Source organism: Mesorhizobium sp. M8A.F.Ca.ET.057.01.1.1 (assembly GCF_003952565.1).
Taxonomy (GTDB): domain Bacteria; phylum Pseudomonadota; class Alphaproteobacteria; order Rhizobiales; family Rhizobiaceae; genus Mesorhizobium.
Genome location: NZ_CP034454.1, coordinates 3,978,058 through 3,993,135 on the forward strand (window position 1 = coordinate 3,978,058; position 15,078 = coordinate 3,993,135).

Below are 15,078 nucleotides of genomic sequence, written 5' to 3' on the forward strand. Positions count from 1 at the left end.
CGTCAGGACCGATCGACGGGGAGGATTCGGGCTTTTTCGTGATGCCACCGCCAGCTTACGCTATATTTCGCCGGCGTCGCGATCATGTTTGGAAACAGGCGGTAACCGTTGGCGCCAAACGCGTCAGGCGGCAGCAATTATCCGGATCACGAAAAGGGTCGTATCCGGTGCGGGCTGAACCCGCAAGACAGAGGCATCAGGTCCGAGCAGCAGGGTGTCGAGCGGCCCGAGACGAATGGGCGCGGCGCCGGGGAAAATGGCATGGCCCCTGTGACAAAGGATGAGGGTGGAACCGGCCTCGGTCGGGATTTCCACGGGCGTCGAAATCGCCAGACGCTCGACCTGATGCAACATGCGGCCGCGGCGGGTCATGACGTTGAGATCGGTGATCGGGCCGTCGATCATCGCGGCACTTGTAGGCTGGTCGGCCGGAAAAGAAAATGGCTGGGAGGCCGCGGTCATCCGCTCCGGCGGAAGGCCGGCGACATCAAGCACGATCCCTCGCCTTCCAGCACCGACAGCGTGCGGTCGATGCCGGCAAAGCTGGAGAACGGCCCGCTGCTTTCGACCCGAGCCATCGAGACGCGCCAGTCGAAATCGTCGAGCCCGGCGCCATCGGGCGAGACGGCGATCTCGGTCGTCGTGCCGCCGCCGTTCTTCCACGGCATGACGCGGTAATCGGCGGCACGAAGGACGCGCATGATGTCAGCCGCTATCCGAGAATGCCGGGCAGGTTGAGCTGGCGCTCCTTGGCGCATTCGATGGCGATGTCATAGCCGGCATCGGCATGGCGCATGACGCCGGTCGCCGGGTCGTTCCACAACACCCGTTCCAGGCGCCTGGCGGCGTCGGGCGTGCCGTCGGCGACGATGACCATGCCGGCATGCTGGGAGAAGCCCATGCCGACGCCGCCGCCATGGTGCAGCGACACCCAGGTGGCGCCCGAAGCTGTATTGAGCAGCGCGTTGAGCAGCGGCCAGTCGGAGACCGCATCCGAACCGTCCTTCATCGCTTCCGTCTCCCGGTTCGGCGAGGCGACCGAACCCGAATCAAGGTGATCGCGGCCGATGACGACCGGCGCCTTGAGCTCGCCCTTGGCCACCATCTCGTTGAAGGCGAGGCCCAGCCTGTGCCGGTCGCCGAGACCGACCCAGCAGATGCGTGCCGGCAGGCCCTGGAACGAGATGCGCTCGCGCGCCATGTCGAGCCAATTGTGCAGATGGGTGTTGCCGGGGGTGAGTTCGCGCACCTTGGCGTCTGTCTTGTAGATATCCTCCGGATCGCCTGAGAGTGCCGCCCAGCGGAACGGGCCGATGCCACGGCAAAAGAGCGGACGGATGTAGGCCGGCACGAAACCGGGGAAGGCAAAGGCGTTCTCGAAACCTTCGTCCTTGGCGACCTGACGGATGTTGTTGCCATAGTCGAGGGTCGGCACGCCGGCGTTCCAGAACGCCACCATCGCCTCGACATGCTCGCGCATGGAGGCGCGGGCCGCCTTCTCGACCGCCTTGGGGTCGCTGACGCGCTTCTCACGCCACTCGGCCATCGTCCAGCCCTTCGGCAGATAGCCATTGATGGGGTCGTGCGCCGAGGTCTGGTCGGTGACCATATCGGGGCGGATGCCGCGCTTGAACATTTCGGGCACGATCTCGGCGGCGTTGCCAAGCAGGCCGACGGACTTCGCCTCGCCGGCCTTGGTCCAGCGCTCGATCATTTCCATGGCCTCGTCAAGCGTCTCGGCCTTCTCATCGACGTAGCGGGTGCGCAGGCGGAAATCGATCGAATCGGGATTGCATTCGATTGCCAGGCAGCAGGCGCCGGCCATGACGGCGGCCAATGGCTGGGCGCCGCCCATGCCACCGAGACCGCCGGTCAGGATCCATTTTCCCTTGAGATTGCCGCCATAGTGCTGGCGGCCGGCCTCGACGAAGGTCTCGTAAGTGCCCTGCACGATGCCTTGCGTGCCGATGTAGATCCAGGAGCCGGCCGTCATCTGGCCGTACATCATCAGGCCCTTGTTATCGAGCTCGTTGAATTTCTCCCAGGTCGCCCAGTGCGGTACCAGGTTGGAGTTGGCGATCAGCACGCGCGGCGCGTCCGGGTGGGTGCGGAACACGCCGACCGGCTTGCCGGACTGCACCAGCAGCGTCTCGTCCTGGCCAAGCGTCTTCAGCGACGCAACGATTTGGTCGAAATCGTTCCAGGTGCGCGCCGCCCGGCCGATGCCGCCGTAGACGACCAGCTCATTGGGGTTCTCGGCGACATCAGGGTCGAGATTGTTCATCAGCATGCGCAGCGGCGCTTCGGTCGTCCAATACCGGGCGTTGAGCTTGTCGCCGCGCGGGGCGCGCACTTCGCGGATGTTGTGGCGAGGGTTGTTCATCATTGTCCCTTTCGGATGAGGCGGCGCTTCAGCGCCCGGCCCAGTCAATGGCGGTTTGGAGAATCTGTGTCAGCGTGGCGCGGATCGGCGCGGCGAACGCGGCATCGTAGGGTACCGGCCAATTGTCCGGCGTGCCCTTCCCTTCGGGCTCGCGCATATAGCCCCGGTTGGAGAGTTCCATCTGCAGCGCGTGCACGCCGTGAAGCGGCTGACCGAAATGGCGCGTGATCCACCCGCCCTTGAAGCGGCCGTTGACGACAAAGGTTTCGCCGGTTTCGGCCATGATCTGATTGACCGTAGCCTGCAGCATCGGATCGGCGCTCTTGCCGTCATTCGTGCCGAGATTGTACACCGGCAGTCTGCCCTCGAACAGCCGTGGCAGCACCGAGCGGATCGAATGGCAGTCGTAGAGGACAATCTTGCCATGCAAGGCGCGCAACCTGTCGATCTCGGCCCGCAAGGCGGCGTGATAGGGTGCAAAGAACTTCTCGCGGCGCTCGTCGATCTCAGACGGGCCCGGCTCCTCGCCGTCACGGTAGAGCGGATCGCCGTCAAAGGTTTCGGTCGGGCATAGGCCTGTGGTTGCCTGCCCGGGATAGAGCGAGGCGCCGGAAGGATCGCGGTTGACGTCGATGACGGTGCGCGAGATCGCGGTGTGCACGACCGTGGCGCCGAGACCGGCGGCGAAATCATAGAGATTGTCGATCCACCAGTCGCAATCGCGACGACCGAGCCATGGCGACACCAGCCGGTTTTCGAGGCCGGCGAGGTCAATGCCGGTGTGCGGGATCGACACCAGCAGCGGCGCCGTGCCTTGTCTTATTGTCAACCAGGAAGGTCTCATGGCGCAATCCCCGGCAGCGCCACTGCGCCTGCCACCTTCACGGCCGCGCCGCTGCGCACCATAGCGATCGCCTTTTCCATATCGGGGTGGAAGTGCCGGTCATTGTCGAGATGCGGCACCTCGGCGCGAACCAGCTTGCGCACGGCTTCGAGTGCCGCGCTCGAGGCCAGCGGCTGATGGAAATCACAGCCTTGCGCGGCGGCCAGCAATTCGATGCCGATTACCGCCGTTGCATTCTCGACCATGCCGATCAGCCTGCGCGCGCCATGCGCGGCCATCGAGACGTGGTCTTCCTGATTGGCCGAGGTCGGGATGGAATCGACGCTGGCCGGGTAAGCTTTCTGCTTGTTTTCCGAAACGAGTGCCGCCGCCGTCACCTGAGGGATCATGAAGCCGGAGTTGAGGCCGGGCTTGGGCGTCAGGAAGGCGGGCATGCCTGAGAGCGCGGGGTCGACCAGCATGGCGATGCGGCGTTCCGACAGCGAGCCGATCTCGCAGACCGCAAGCGCGATCATGTCGGCGGCGAACGCCACCGGCTCGGCGTGGAAATTGCCGCCCGAAAGCGCGGTATCGTCCTCGGCGAAGATCAGCGGATTGTCGGTGACGCCATTGGCCTCGGTTTCGAGCGTATCTGCGGCCTTGCGCAGGACATCGATCGCGGCACCCATGACTTGCGGCTGGCAACGCAGGCAATAGGGATCCTGCACCCGCTCGTCGCCGATCCGGTGCGACTCGCGGATGGCGCTGCCGGCCATCAAATTGCGCAGCGCATCCGCGGTCTCGATCTGGCCGCGATGCTTTCTCAACAGATGAATGCGAGGATCGAAGGGCGCGTCCGATCCCTTGGCAGCGTCGGTCGAGAGCGCGCCGGCGACAAGCGCCGACTGGTAGAGCACTTCGGCCTCGAACAGAGCGGCCAGCGCATAGGCCGTCGAAAACTGCGTGCCATTGAGCAGCGCCAGACCTTCCTTGGCGCCCAATGTCACGGGCTCCAGCCCGTGCGAGACGAAGGCGACCTTGGCCGGAAAACGGCCATGCGGGGTAAAGCATTCGCCGACACCGATCATCACCGCCGTCATGTGCGACAGCGGGGCAAGGTCGCCGGAGGCGCCAACGGAACCTTGCGCCGGCACCACCGGGATGACGTCGTTGGCGAGCATCGCTTCCAGCAACTCGATGGTTTGCGAGCGCACGCCGGAGGCACCCTGAGCCAAGCTCGCAAGTTTCAGCGCCATCATCAGCCGGGCAACGGGGACAGGCATCGGCTCGCCGACGCCCGCGGCATGCGACAGAACGATGTTGCGCTGCAGGGTCTCGAGATCTTCGGCCGGGATGCGCACGCTGGCCAGTTTGCCGAAGCCGGTGTTGATGCCATAGACCGGCTCACCCTTGGCAACGATCCTGGCGACGGCCTCGGCGCTCGCCTTGATCTTTGGCCGGCAGGCGTCATCCAGTTTGGGCACGGCGCCACGGTAAATGGCGCGCCAGTCGGCCAGCGTGGCATTGCCGGGCTTCAAGGTCAGTTCGGTCATTGTCCTCTCCAAATGCGGGCATGCAGCGGATTGAAGCCCATGCGGTAGACGAGTTCGGCGGGGCGTTCGATGTCCCAGATCGCCAGGTCGGCGAATTTTCCGGCCTCCAGCGTGCCGGTCTGGTCGAGCAGTCCCAGCGCACGCGCGGCCTCGCGGGTGACGCCGGCAAGGCATTCGTCGACCGTCATGCCGAATAGGGTCGCTGCCATGTTCATGGTCAGAAGCAGCGAGGTCAGCGGCGAGGTGCCGGGATTGTTGTCGGTGGCGACAGCCATTTTCACGCCATGCTGGCGGAAGAGCCCGATCGGCGGCTTCTTGGTCTCGCGTATGAAATAGTAGGCGCCGGGCAGGATCGTCGCCACGGTCCCCGCCGTGGCCATCGCCACTGCGCCCGTCTCGTCGGTGTATTCGAGATGGTCGGCCGACAGCGCACCATAGCGGGCGGCAAGTTCAGCGCCGTGCAGATTGGACAACTGGTCGGCGTGGAGTTTGACGGGCAAGCCAGCCGCCTTGGCGACATCGAAGACGCGCGCTATCTGCTCGGGCGAAAAGGCGATGCCTTCGCAGAACCCGTCGACGGCATCGGCCAAGCCTTCGGCGGCGACGCCGGGAAGAATTGTTTCGGCGACGAGATCGACGAAAGCATCCTTGTCACCCTTGGCTTCGGGCGGCAGCGCGTGGGCCGCGAGACATGTGGTGCGGATCGTCACCGGACGTTCATTGCCCAGCTGTCGCGCGGCGCGCAGCGATTTCTTCTCGTTTTCGAGATCGAGCCCATAGCCCGACTTTACTTCTACCGTGGTGACGCCTTCCGCCATCAGCGCATCGAGGCGCGGCAGCGTCTGGGCGACCAGGTCGCTCTCGCTGGCGGCACGCAAGGATTTGACCGACGAGACGATGCCGCCGCCTGCCCTGGCAACCTCTTCATAAGTGGCGCCCGCCAGCCGCATCTCGAACTCATTGGCACGGTTGCCGGCATGGACGAGATGGGTGTGGCAGTCGATCAGGCCGGGCGTGATCCAGCGGCCTTCGCAATCGATGATCTCGCCTTGGGCAAGCCCCGAGGGCATCTCGGATTCCGGACCGGCATAGACAATGCGGCCATCACGCGCGGCCAGCGCACCATGCTCGACGATACCAAGATCGTCAGAATTCTCAGCCATGGTCGCCAGACGCGCATTGCGCCACAGGCGAAGCCCCCTGCCCGGCTTTTGCTCTCTACAGCCATCATCTTTTCCGTTTCAATCGGTGGCGATTATGTATATACATATTGAAACGCACTGCAAGTGCCATCATCGCATGCGAGACCGGGAAGTGGAGAGAAAAGTGACCGATATCTTTGCGGAACAGGCGCTTCTCCCAAATGGCTGGCACGACAATGTGCGCATCACTTTCGCCAACGGGCGCATTGCCGCCGTGGAGCCGGGGAGCACCGCGTCGGCTGGCGACGAGCGCCATGCCATTCTCCTGCCCGGCATGCCCAATCTGCACAGCCACGCGTTCCAGCGCGGCATGGCCGGGCTTGCCGAGTTGCGCGGCCCCTCCGCCGACAGTTTCTGGAGCTGGCGCGAGGTGATGTACCGCTTCGCGCTGTCGATGACTCCAGACCAGGTCGAGGCGGTGGCGGCGCAGCTCTATGTCGAAATGCTGGAGGCCGGCTTTTCCCGTGTCGGCGAGTTTCACTATCTCCATCATGACCGTGACGGAAAACCTTACGCCAACCCTGCCGAGATGGCCGAGCGCATCGCTGCGGCGGCCGGCGAAACAGGTATCAGCCTGACGCTGCTGCCGGTGTTTTACGCGCATTCCAGTTTCGGTGGCGCAGCTCCGAATGATGGCCAGCGCCGATTCATCAACGATGTGAATCGGTTCGCCCGGCTTGTTGAGAAGAGCCGCGAATCTGTTCGCTCTTTGAATCAAGCAATTGTCGGCGTCGCCCCGCACAGTCTGCGCGCCGCGACGCCGGAGGAACTCACGGCGATTGCAGCGATCACGCCGGACGGTCCGATCCACATCCACGTCGCCGAGCAGGTGAAAGAAGTGGACGATTGTCTTGCCTGGTCCGGCGCGCGCCCGGTCGAATTTCTGCTTGGGGCTGCCGATGTCGATCAGCGCTGGTGCCTGATCCACGCCACCCATATGACGGACGCCGAAACCATCGGCATGGTCAAAAGCGGCGCCGTTGCCGGCCTTTGCCCGATCACGGAGGCCAATCTCGGCGACGGCACCTTTGCCGCGCCATTGTTCAGGGAGCATGGCGGCCGCTTCGGCGTCGGCTCCGATTCCAACGTGCTGATCGGCCTGCCCGACGAATTGCGCCAGCTCGAATATTCGCAGCGCCTCGCGCACCGCGCCCGCAATGTGCTTGCGGTAGCCGGCGGCTCGACGGGCCGCGCGCTGTTCGACGCAGCGATCGAGGGCGGCAGCATCGCGCTTGGCGCCGGCGCCTCGCAAATCGCGCCTGGTTCATCCGCCGATCTCGTCTCGCTGAACGCCAAGAACCCTTCGCTGGCCGGCAAGACCGGAGACGCGATCCTCGACGCCTGGATTTTCGCCAATGGCAGCAAGGTCGACTGCGTCTGGGTGCATGGCAAGAAACAGGTCAGCGGCGGCAGGCATGCCAAGCGCGAGGCCATCGCCGAACGGTTTGGCAGCGTGATGACGGCGCTTTCCGAGGGATGACTAGATGACCATGGCCGAACCGACGGAGATAGACGACAGCGAGACCGTCTCGCTGCATCAGCGCATCCTTTCCGACATCCGCGAAAAAATCCTATCCGGCACCTGGGCGCCGGGCCACCGCATCCCGTTCGAACATGAGCTGACCGCCGAATACAAATGCTCGCGCATGACCGTCAACAAGGCTCTGTCACAATTAGCCAAAGCAGGTTTGATCGAGCGCCGTCGCCGGTCGGGCAGTTTTGTCAGCCAGCCACAATCGCAGGCAGCCGTGCTGGAACTTCACGATATCAGGATCGAGGTCGAGGCGCTCGGCCTGCCCTACCGCTACGAGCGGCTGGAACGCCTGAAGCGACGCGGCAATGCGGAGGACAGGGCGATGCTCGGACTGTCCGCCGCGGGTTCAGTGCTATGGCTCGAGGGCCTTCATTTTGCCGGCGAACGGCCATTCGCACTCGAGCGACGCCTGATCAATCTTTCAGCGGTTTCGGAAGCTGGGGACGAAGCGTTTCTGGAAACCGCCGCCGGGCCTTGGCTGATCGGCCGCGTGCCGTGGAGCGAAGCCGAGCATCGGATACGCGCCATGGCAGCCGACGAGACAGTCGCCGATGCGCTCGACATCGATCCCGGCGCGCCCTGCCTGGTGGTCGAGCGTCGCACCTGGAGCGCCGAGCACCCGGTTACCCATGTGCGCTTCATCTATCCAGCTGAAAGCCATACGCTGGTGGCAAGGTTCACGCCGTCGCAGGGGTAGCGCCACCTGCCCTTCTCCCCCTGTGGGAGAAGGTGGATCGGCGCGCAGCGCCGAGACGGACGAGGGGGTGTTCCAGCGAAGTGAGGCGCAAAAAGATTAAGGAATTTCAGGCGCTTATATTTCGTTGTAGCGATCCTTCGCCCACCCCTCATCCGACCGAGCTTCGCTCGGCCACCTTCTCCCACAGGGGGAGAAGGTGAGCCGGCGCAGCGCCTTTACAGCGCAGCCGTAATAATGATCTCGACCAGATATTCGGGGCCGGCAAGCTTTGCCTCGCCAGTGGCGCGGGCGGGCGTGTGGCCCTGCGGCACCCACTTGTCCCACTCGGAATTCATCTCGGCGAAGGTGCCCATGTCGGCCAGCCAGATGATCGCCTGGACGATCTTGGTCTTGTCGGTGCCGGCCTTGGCCAACAACCCATCGATGGTCGCAAGGATGTCGCGGGTCTGCGAGGCGACGTTGCCGCCGGGTTCGCCGACCTGGCCGGCCAGATAGACTGTGTTGCCGTGGATGACGATCTGGCTCATGCGCGGGCCAACATCGATGCGACGAATGCTCATTGCGAGGTTCCTTCCGTTGTGGTCGCGCCTCTTTAGAGTCGCCGTCCGCTTCGAGCAAGGCCGCCTGAACCGAAACCGTTTGAGCCAATCGCTCCATCCAGGGCCAGGCGCGTACACGGCGAGTTGACCACCGCGTTGCAATTCCGCCGGATTGGCTTGTTGACTAATGTAATAACATCACATATCCAAGCGGCCTGCCTTCAGCCGCGTTTGGCCTAGGGAACGATATGACCCAGACCTGCCTGACATTCCGTGACCTGACGCTGGGCTACAACAGCCATCCGGCGATCCACCATCTCGATGGGGCGATCCGTAAGGGCTCACTGACGGCCGTGGTCGGCGCCAATGGTTCCGGCAAGTCGACGCTGATGAAAGGTATCGTTGGCGTGTTGAAGCCGATGGCCGGCGAGGTTACCCGCGCGCCGGGCGTGCGAGCGGCCTACCTGCCGCAGCAATCGGAGCTTGATCGCTCCTTCCCCGCCCGCGTCGTCGATCTGGTCTCGCTCGGCCTGTGGCCGAAGCGCGGCATGCTTGGCCGCTACACCAAGGAGGATCGCGAGGCCGTCAGCCAGGCTTTGATGGCCGTCGGCCTTGGCGGCTTCGAGAAGCGGCCGATCGACACGCTGTCGGGGGGCCAGTTGCAGCGCACGCTGTTTGCCCGCGTGCTGTTGCAGGATGCCGACCTGATCCTGCTCGACGAGCCCTTCAACGCGGTCGACGCCAAGACGGTCGGTGACCTCATTGCCCTGATCAAGCGCTGGCATGGCGAAGAGCGCACCATCATGGTGGTGGTCCATGATCTGGATCTTGTGCGCCAGAATTTTCCCGAAACACTGCTGCTTGCCCGCCAGCCGGTGGCTTGGGGCGAGACCCGGGAGACGCTGAAGCCGGAGAACCTGTTGCGCGCACGCCGCTTCCACGAAGCCTGGGAAGAGAATGCGCCCTGGTGCGAGCCTGACGAGCACGCTCATGACCATGATCATCATGACGGCCAGGATCACGACCATCACCATGGCGCCGGTCCGAGGGCTGCCTGATGGACGCACTATACGGTCTCTTCATCGCGCCATTTGCCGATTTCGGCTTCATGCAGCGGGCGCTGTTCGGCTCGCTGATGCTGTCGCTCGGCGCCTGCCCGATCGGCGTCTTCCTGATGCTGCGGCGCATGAGCCTGTCGGGCGACGCCATGGCGCATGCCATCCTGCCGGGGGCGGCCGCCGGCTTCCTGTTCTACGGCCTCGAAATCCTGCCGATGACCATTGGCGGCCTGATCGCCGGCATCATCGTGGCGCTCGGCGCCGGTGCCGTCTCGCGCTTCACCATTCAGCGCGAGGACGCCTCGATGGCGGCCTTCTACCTGATTTCGCTCGCCATCGGCGTGCTGATGGTGTCGATCCGCGGCTCCAGCGTCGATCTCATGCATGTGCTGTTCGGCACGGTGCTGGCGCTCAACAACGAGGCTTTGACGCTGATCGGCGGCATCGTCGCGGTGACGCTGGTCAGTCTTGCCATCTTCTGGCGGGCGCTGGTCGCGGAATGCCTGGATCCGCTGTTCCTGCGTTCGGTCAGCCGCATCGGCAGCCCGGTGCATTTCATCTTCCTCGGTCTCGTCGTCCTCAATCTCGTCGGCGGCTTCCAGGCGCTCGGCACGCTCCTATCGGTCGGATTGATGATGTTGCCGGCGGCAGCCGCGCGCTTCTGGACGGCGCGCGTCGAGCCGATGTGCGTGCTGGCCGTGCTGATCGGCTTTGCCTCCTGCATTGCCGGGCTGCTCCTGTCCTATCATGCGTCGTTGCCGTCAGGCCCGGCCATCATCCTGTCGGCCGGCGTCGTCTATTTCGCCTCTATCCTGTTTGGCACGCGCGGCATTCTGCGTGCCCGTATCGTCCATCACCGTCACAGAACGGCCTGATCCCCCGACCCTGAAAGGAGACCCGCTTATGCTGAAATCGATCCGTGCCGCCCTGGCAATGAGCGTTATAACATTAACTGCCTTTGGGGCGTCGTCGGCCTTCGCGGCCCCGCTGAAAGTCGTCGCCAGCTTCACGGTCATCGCGGATTTCGCCAAGAATGTCGGCGGCGACCGCGTCGACATCACCACCATTGTCGGGCCGGATGGCGATGCCCATGTCTACGAGCCGAGCCCTGCCGACGCGGTGGCCATGGCCAAGGCCGACATCGTTCTGGTCAACGGCCTCCATTTCGAAGGTTTCCTGCAGCGGCTGGTCGATGCCAGCGCCACCAAGGCTTCGATCATCACCTTGACCAAGGGCGTGACGCCGATCGACTTCAAGCCTGAGTTCGCCGACGCCGACGCGGCGGAGGGTGCGGGCACCGGCAACGGCAAGACGGTCACCGATCCGCACGCCTTCCAGTCGATCGCCAATGCCAGGATCTATGTGAAGAGCATTGCCGAAGCCTTTTGCGCGGCCGATTCCGAAGGTTGCGTCTCTTACCAGACCAACGCCGCCGCCTACACCAAGAAGCTCGATGCGCTCGAAGGCGAAGTGAAGGCGGCAATCCAGTCGATCCCCGAGGCAAAGCGCGTCGTCATCACCTCGCATGACGCCTTCGGCTATTTCGAGCACGAATACGGCCTGACCTTCCTTGCCCCGCAAGGCATCTCGACCGATTCCGAACCGTCGGCCGCCGATGTCGCCAAGCTGGTCGAGCAGGTGAAGCAGGACAAGGCCGCGGCCATCTTCGTCGAGAACATCACCAACCAGCGCCTGATCGAACAGATCGCCAGCGAGACCGGCATCAAGATCGGCGGCACGCTCTACTCGGACGCGCTGTCGCAGCCCGACGGCCCCGGCTCGACCTATATCGACATGATGCACAACAACATCCGCCAGATCAAAGGCGCCATTCTCGGCAGCTGAATTTGACCTACATCCAGCCGGGCCGCATCGGCCCGGTTGGATTTTCTGGCGCGCAATGTCTATTTGGCAGAGAATTCCCTCGATGCGGATTGCCGCCCCCTTCTGGAGTGGCAAGACTGCCGCCAAACTAGATTGCGAGGACATGCGCCATGGAATACCGCCAGATCAGCGAAGACTATTCGGTCTCGGGCCAGATCCAGCCCGAAGACGTCGCAGCCATCAAGGAAGCCGGTTTCAAGAGCGTGATCTGCAACCGCCCGGATGACGAGCAGCCCGGCCAGCCTTCGGCGGACACGCTCAAAGCCACGGTTGAAGCCGCCGGTCTCGCCTTCCGCTACATCCCGGTGATCAGCGGCCAGATCACGCAAGAGAATGTCGAAGACCAGGCCGAGGCGCTGGATGAGCTCGAGGGCCCGGTGTTCGCCTATTGCCGCTCCGGCGCCCGATGCACCAATCTTTATGGGCTGATCCAGCAGTCGAAGGGTTAGATCGGCAGCGCGCCGGTCTCCTTCAGCGTCTCCAGCACGATCGCCGTCTTCACATGCTGCACGGATTCATGCGGCAGGAGCACGCCGTTGACGAACTCGGACAATGATTTGAGGTCGGGCGTCACCACCTTCAGGATATAATCCATCTCGCCGGTCAGCGCATGCGCCTCCTGCACTTCCGGCAGTCGCGCCACCAATTCGCCGAAGCGGCGCGCATTGTCGCGGTTGTGGGTGGCCAAGGTCACCGAGATGACGTTGACCAGTGAGAAGCCGAGTTTGTCGCGGTCGAGCACGGCGCGGTAGCCCTTGATATAGCCATCCTCCTCCAGCCGCTGGCGGCGGCGCGAGCATTGCGACGCCGACAGATTCACCCTTTCGGAAAGATCGTTATTGGTGAGCCGCGCATCGCCCTGCAAAAGAGCCATTATCTTGCGGTCAAACTGATCGATGCGCGTATCATTCATGGTTTTTCTTGCTCCATGCATGCTTCACGCATGACATCATCATTTCAAGCGTTTGAATGCAAGCACCATGCGCCGGCTCCGCGCTATCATGGTTTCAGATGGCCTTTTCCGGCCAAACGAGATTCTCGGAGGAATGCCATGGGTCCCTTCCCGCACGACGCCCCGCCTGCCACGATCGGCAAGGACAACCCCGCCGGCACCGATGGGTTCGAGTTCGTCGAGTTCGCGCATCCGGAGCCGCAGAAGCTGGCCGAGTTGTTCACCCGCATGGGCTATGTGGCGGTGGCCAGGCATCGCACCAAGGACATCACCGTCTGGCGCCAGGGCGACATCAACTATGTCGTCAATGCCGAGCCCGGCTCGCACGCGATGAAGTTCGCCGACAAGCATGGCCCTTGCGCAGCCTCGATGGCCTGGCGGGTGGTCGATGCCAAACATGCTTTCGAGCATGCCGTCTCGAAGGGCGCCACGCCTTATGAAGGCGACGACAAGGCGCTCGACGTGCCTGCCATTGTCGGCATCGGCGGCTCGCTGCTTTATTTCATCGACAGCTACGGCAAGAAAGGCTCGGCCTATGACGCCGAGTTCGAGTGGCTCGGCGCGCGCGACCCGCGGCCGCAAGGCGTCGGCTTCTATTTCCTCGATCACCTCACCCACAATGTCTTTCGCGGCCAGATGGACAAATGGTGGGACTTTTATCGCAATCTGTTCGGCTTCAAGCAGATCCATTTCTTCGACATCGACGGCAAGATCACCGGCCTGGTCAGCCGCGCCATCACCTCGCCATGCGGCAAGATCCGCATTCCGCTCAACGAATCCAAGGACGAGACCAGCCAGATCGCCGAATACCTGAAGAAGTACAATGGCGAAGGCATCCAGCATATCGCGGTCGGCACGGACGAGATTTATGCCGCCACCGACAGGCTCGCCGAGAACGGGCTGAAGTTCATGCCCGGTCCGCCCGAGACCTATTACGACATGTCGTATGACCGCGTGAACGGCCATGACGAGCCGATCGAGCGGATGAAGAAGCACGGCATCCTCATCGACGGCGAAGGCGTGGTCGATGGCGGCATGACCAAGATCCTGCTGCAGATCTTTTCCAAGACCGTGATCGGGCCCATCTTCTTCGAGTTCATCCAGAGGAAGGGCGACGAAGGCTTTGGCGAGGGCAATTTCCGCGCTTTGTTCGAGTCGATCGAGCAGGACCAGATCAAGCGCGGCGTGATCAAGGTACAGGCGGCGGAATAGGCCGGTCTAACACAGGAACTCTTGCGGCTCGGTCGATTATGACCTAAATTCTAGTCATAAAGGATCGAGCACATGAATGTTTCCATCGCCGAAGCCAAGGCCAAACTGTCGGAACTTGTCAGCCGCGCGGAAGCAGGTGAGGAAATCGTTCTTACGCGCCACGGCAAGGTGGCAGCACGCATTGTACCTCCGGCGGTGGCCGAACCTCTGCCGCGTATCGGCGCTTTGAAGGGCAAGATCTGGATTGCGGATGATTTTGACGAACTCGGTCCTGAATGGGACGAGTACGTAAAATGACGGTCGGCCCGTTCCTCGCCGACACCCATATCATCCTCTGGTCGATTTCGGACGATCGACGTCTCCGCGAGCACCACCGCACGATCCTGGCTTCGGAAGCGGTGGTGTTCGCGAGCGCGGCAAGCGTTTGGGAAATTGCCATCAAACGTTCGATCGGAAAACTCAACGCGCCGGACGATCTGCCGGCGCTGCTTCCAAGGATGCGATTTCAGCCGCTCGCCGTAACCTTACAACACGCGAACGCCGTTGGTGGCCTACCCCGCCACCATGGTGATCCGTTCGACAGACTGCTGATTGCGCAGGCGCAAGTGGAAAATCTGACCATCCTCACATCCGACCTGCATTTCGCCCATTATGATGTGCCTGTGACATGACTAGCGAAGGACCTGGTCTCACAACCGAAGCCTCTCAACCTCGTCCCGCCTAACCCTGACATCGTAATCGAGCAGGAACTCGTCGAGTTGCGGCGGCACGACGGAGGTGCCGGACAGCATGGCGTGGACCTGGCCGCGATGGTGGATGTCGTGCAGGAAGAGGTGCGCCAGGATATCGCCGATCTTTTCCGGGATCATGCCGTCCTCGCGCCGGTCGGTGATCACGCGGCGATCGAGATCGCTCTCCGACAAGCCATCGCAGAAGGCGATCAGCCGCCGGTCGGCCGCTACCTGCGCGGCAAAAAGCTCCTTTGGTTCGTCGAAAGGCACGAAATCATCATGGGCAGCGGCACCCACACCGCCCTCTTCGAGAAAATCCAGATAGAGATAATCGACCGCAAGGACATGGTTGAGCGTGGCCTTGATCGACGGGAAAAAGCTGGTGCGCTCAGCCTCGAACTCGCCGGGCTTCAGAGCAAGCACGGCGCGATAGAGCCGGTCGTTCGACCAGAGATTGTTGCCGGCCATGCGGCGCAGATGATCCAGAAGATTCATCGCTGAAAATCTGTC

Annotated in this window: 16 protein-coding genes and 1 pseudogene; 9 read left to right on the forward strand and 8 right to left on the reverse strand. The window is 63.0% G+C overall.

Annotation, left to right across the window (positions count from 1 at the left end; all coding sequences use genetic code 11):
- Positions 1 to 123: 123 nt before the first annotated feature.
- The 5 genes and pseudogenes from EJ077_RS18945 to hutI form a co-directional block, all read right to left on the reverse strand.
- Positions 124 to 701 (reverse strand): annotated as a pseudogene (locus tag EJ077_RS18945) (HutD family protein).
- An 11-nt stretch (positions 702 to 712) separates the two neighbouring features.
- The gene (gene hutU / locus EJ077_RS18950; protein ID WP_208703042.1) at positions 713 to 2,383 is read right to left on the reverse strand and encodes a urocanate hydratase; all 1,671 of its coding nucleotides are present in this window, start codon (positions 2,381 to 2,383) and stop codon (positions 713 to 715) included.
- Positions 2,384 to 2,411: 28 nt separating this feature from the next.
- Positions 2,412 to 3,227, reverse strand: a complete 816-nt coding sequence (gene hutG / locus EJ077_RS18955) for an N-formylglutamate deformylase (protein WP_208695607.1) — start codon at positions 3,225 to 3,227, stop codon at positions 2,412 to 2,414.
- Positions 3,224 to 4,759, reverse strand: coding sequence for a histidine ammonia-lyase (hutH, locus tag EJ077_RS18960; RefSeq protein WP_208695608.1), 1,536 nt, complete (start codon positions 4,757 to 4,759; stop codon positions 3,224 to 3,226). The genes hutG and hutH overlap by 4 nt, the downstream gene beginning before the upstream one ends.
- Positions 4,756 to 5,922 carry an imidazolonepropionase gene (gene hutI / locus EJ077_RS18965; RefSeq protein WP_245458454.1) on the reverse strand — a complete coding sequence of 389 codons (1,167 nt, stop codon included), beginning with the start codon at positions 5,920 to 5,922 and terminating at the stop codon, positions 4,756 to 4,758. The genes hutH and hutI overlap by 4 nt, the downstream gene beginning before the upstream one ends.
- A 163-nt stretch (positions 5,923 to 6,085) precedes the next feature.
- On the opposite strand from hutI, the gene EJ077_RS18970 reads away from it, so the two are divergent.
- Together EJ077_RS18970 and hutC are read left to right on the forward strand one after the other, a co-directional pair.
- Positions 6,086 to 7,441, forward strand: coding sequence for a formimidoylglutamate deiminase (locus EJ077_RS18970; RefSeq protein WP_208695609.1), 1,356 nt, complete (start codon positions 6,086 to 6,088; stop codon positions 7,439 to 7,441).
- Between the two features lie 10 nt (positions 7,442 to 7,451).
- The gene (gene hutC, locus EJ077_RS18975; RefSeq protein ID WP_208703044.1) at positions 7,452 to 8,192 is read left to right on the forward strand and encodes a histidine utilization repressor; all 741 of its coding nucleotides are present in this window, start codon (positions 7,452 to 7,454) and stop codon (positions 8,190 to 8,192) included.
- 215 nt (positions 8,193 to 8,407) lie between these two features.
- On the opposite strand, the gene EJ077_RS18980 is transcribed toward hutC, so the two are convergent.
- Complete coding sequence (locus EJ077_RS18980) at positions 8,408 to 8,752, reverse strand: RidA family protein (RefSeq protein WP_208695610.1); 345 nt, start codon at positions 8,750 to 8,752, stop codon at positions 8,408 to 8,410.
- Between the two features lie 227 nt (positions 8,753 to 8,979).
- On the opposite strand from EJ077_RS18980, the gene aztA reads away from it, so the two are divergent.
- The 4 genes from aztA to EJ077_RS19000 all read left to right on the forward strand — a co-directional run bounded on the left by aztA (position 8,980) and on the right by EJ077_RS19000 (position 12,122).
- On the forward strand, positions 8,980 to 9,789 hold the full coding sequence (gene aztA / locus EJ077_RS18985) for a zinc ABC transporter ATP-binding protein AztA (protein WP_208695611.1): 810 nt from the start codon (positions 8,980 to 8,982) through the stop codon (positions 9,787 to 9,789).
- Positions 9,789 to 10,664 (forward strand): zinc ABC transporter permease AztB, encoded by an 876-nt coding sequence (gene aztB, locus EJ077_RS18990; RefSeq protein WP_208695612.1) that lies wholly within the window; start codon positions 9,789 to 9,791, stop codon positions 10,662 to 10,664. The genes aztA and aztB overlap by 1 nt, the downstream gene beginning before the upstream one ends.
- 28 nt (positions 10,665 to 10,692) lie before the next feature.
- Entirely contained in the window at positions 10,693 to 11,634 is a 942-nt protein-coding gene (gene aztC, locus EJ077_RS18995; RefSeq protein WP_208695613.1) for a zinc ABC transporter substrate-binding protein AztC, read from the forward strand.
- A gap of 149 nt (positions 11,635 to 11,783) precedes the next feature.
- Positions 11,784 to 12,122, forward strand: a complete 339-nt coding sequence (locus EJ077_RS19000) for a TIGR01244 family sulfur transferase (RefSeq protein WP_208695614.1) — start codon at positions 11,784 to 11,786, stop codon at positions 12,120 to 12,122.
- Here EJ077_RS19000 and EJ077_RS19005 read toward each other — a convergent pair.
- Positions 12,119 to 12,586 carry an Lrp/AsnC family transcriptional regulator gene (locus EJ077_RS19005; RefSeq protein WP_208695615.1) on the reverse strand — a complete coding sequence of 156 codons (468 nt, stop codon included), beginning with the start codon at positions 12,584 to 12,586 and terminating at the stop codon, positions 12,119 to 12,121. The genes EJ077_RS19000 and EJ077_RS19005 overlap by 4 nt on opposite strands.
- A gap of 138 nt (positions 12,587 to 12,724) precedes the next feature.
- On the opposite strand from EJ077_RS19005, the gene hppD reads away from it, so the two are divergent.
- The 3 genes from hppD (at position 12,725) to EJ077_RS19020 (ending at position 14,508) form a co-directional block, all read left to right on the forward strand.
- Positions 12,725 to 13,837: a 4-hydroxyphenylpyruvate dioxygenase gene (hppD, locus tag EJ077_RS19010; RefSeq protein ID WP_208695616.1), complete on the forward strand. Its 1,113-nt coding sequence runs from the start codon at positions 12,725 to 12,727 to the stop codon at positions 13,835 to 13,837.
- Positions 13,838 to 13,909: 72 nt separating this feature from the next.
- Complete coding sequence (locus EJ077_RS19015; RefSeq protein WP_023780515.1) at positions 13,910 to 14,134, forward strand: type II toxin-antitoxin system Phd/YefM family antitoxin; 225 nt, start codon at positions 13,910 to 13,912, stop codon at positions 14,132 to 14,134.
- Positions 14,131 to 14,508, forward strand: a complete 378-nt coding sequence (locus EJ077_RS19020) for a type II toxin-antitoxin system VapC family toxin (RefSeq protein WP_208695617.1) — start codon at positions 14,131 to 14,133, stop codon at positions 14,506 to 14,508. The genes EJ077_RS19015 and EJ077_RS19020 overlap by 4 nt, the downstream gene beginning before the upstream one ends.
- Before the next feature lie 18 nt (positions 14,509 to 14,526).
- Here EJ077_RS19020 and EJ077_RS19025 read toward each other — a convergent pair whose 3' ends face one another.
- Positions 14,527 to 15,063: a DinB family protein gene (locus tag EJ077_RS19025; protein WP_208695618.1), complete on the reverse strand. Its 537-nt coding sequence runs from the start codon at positions 15,061 to 15,063 to the stop codon at positions 14,527 to 14,529.
- Between the last annotated feature and the right edge of the window lie 15 nt (positions 15,064 to 15,078).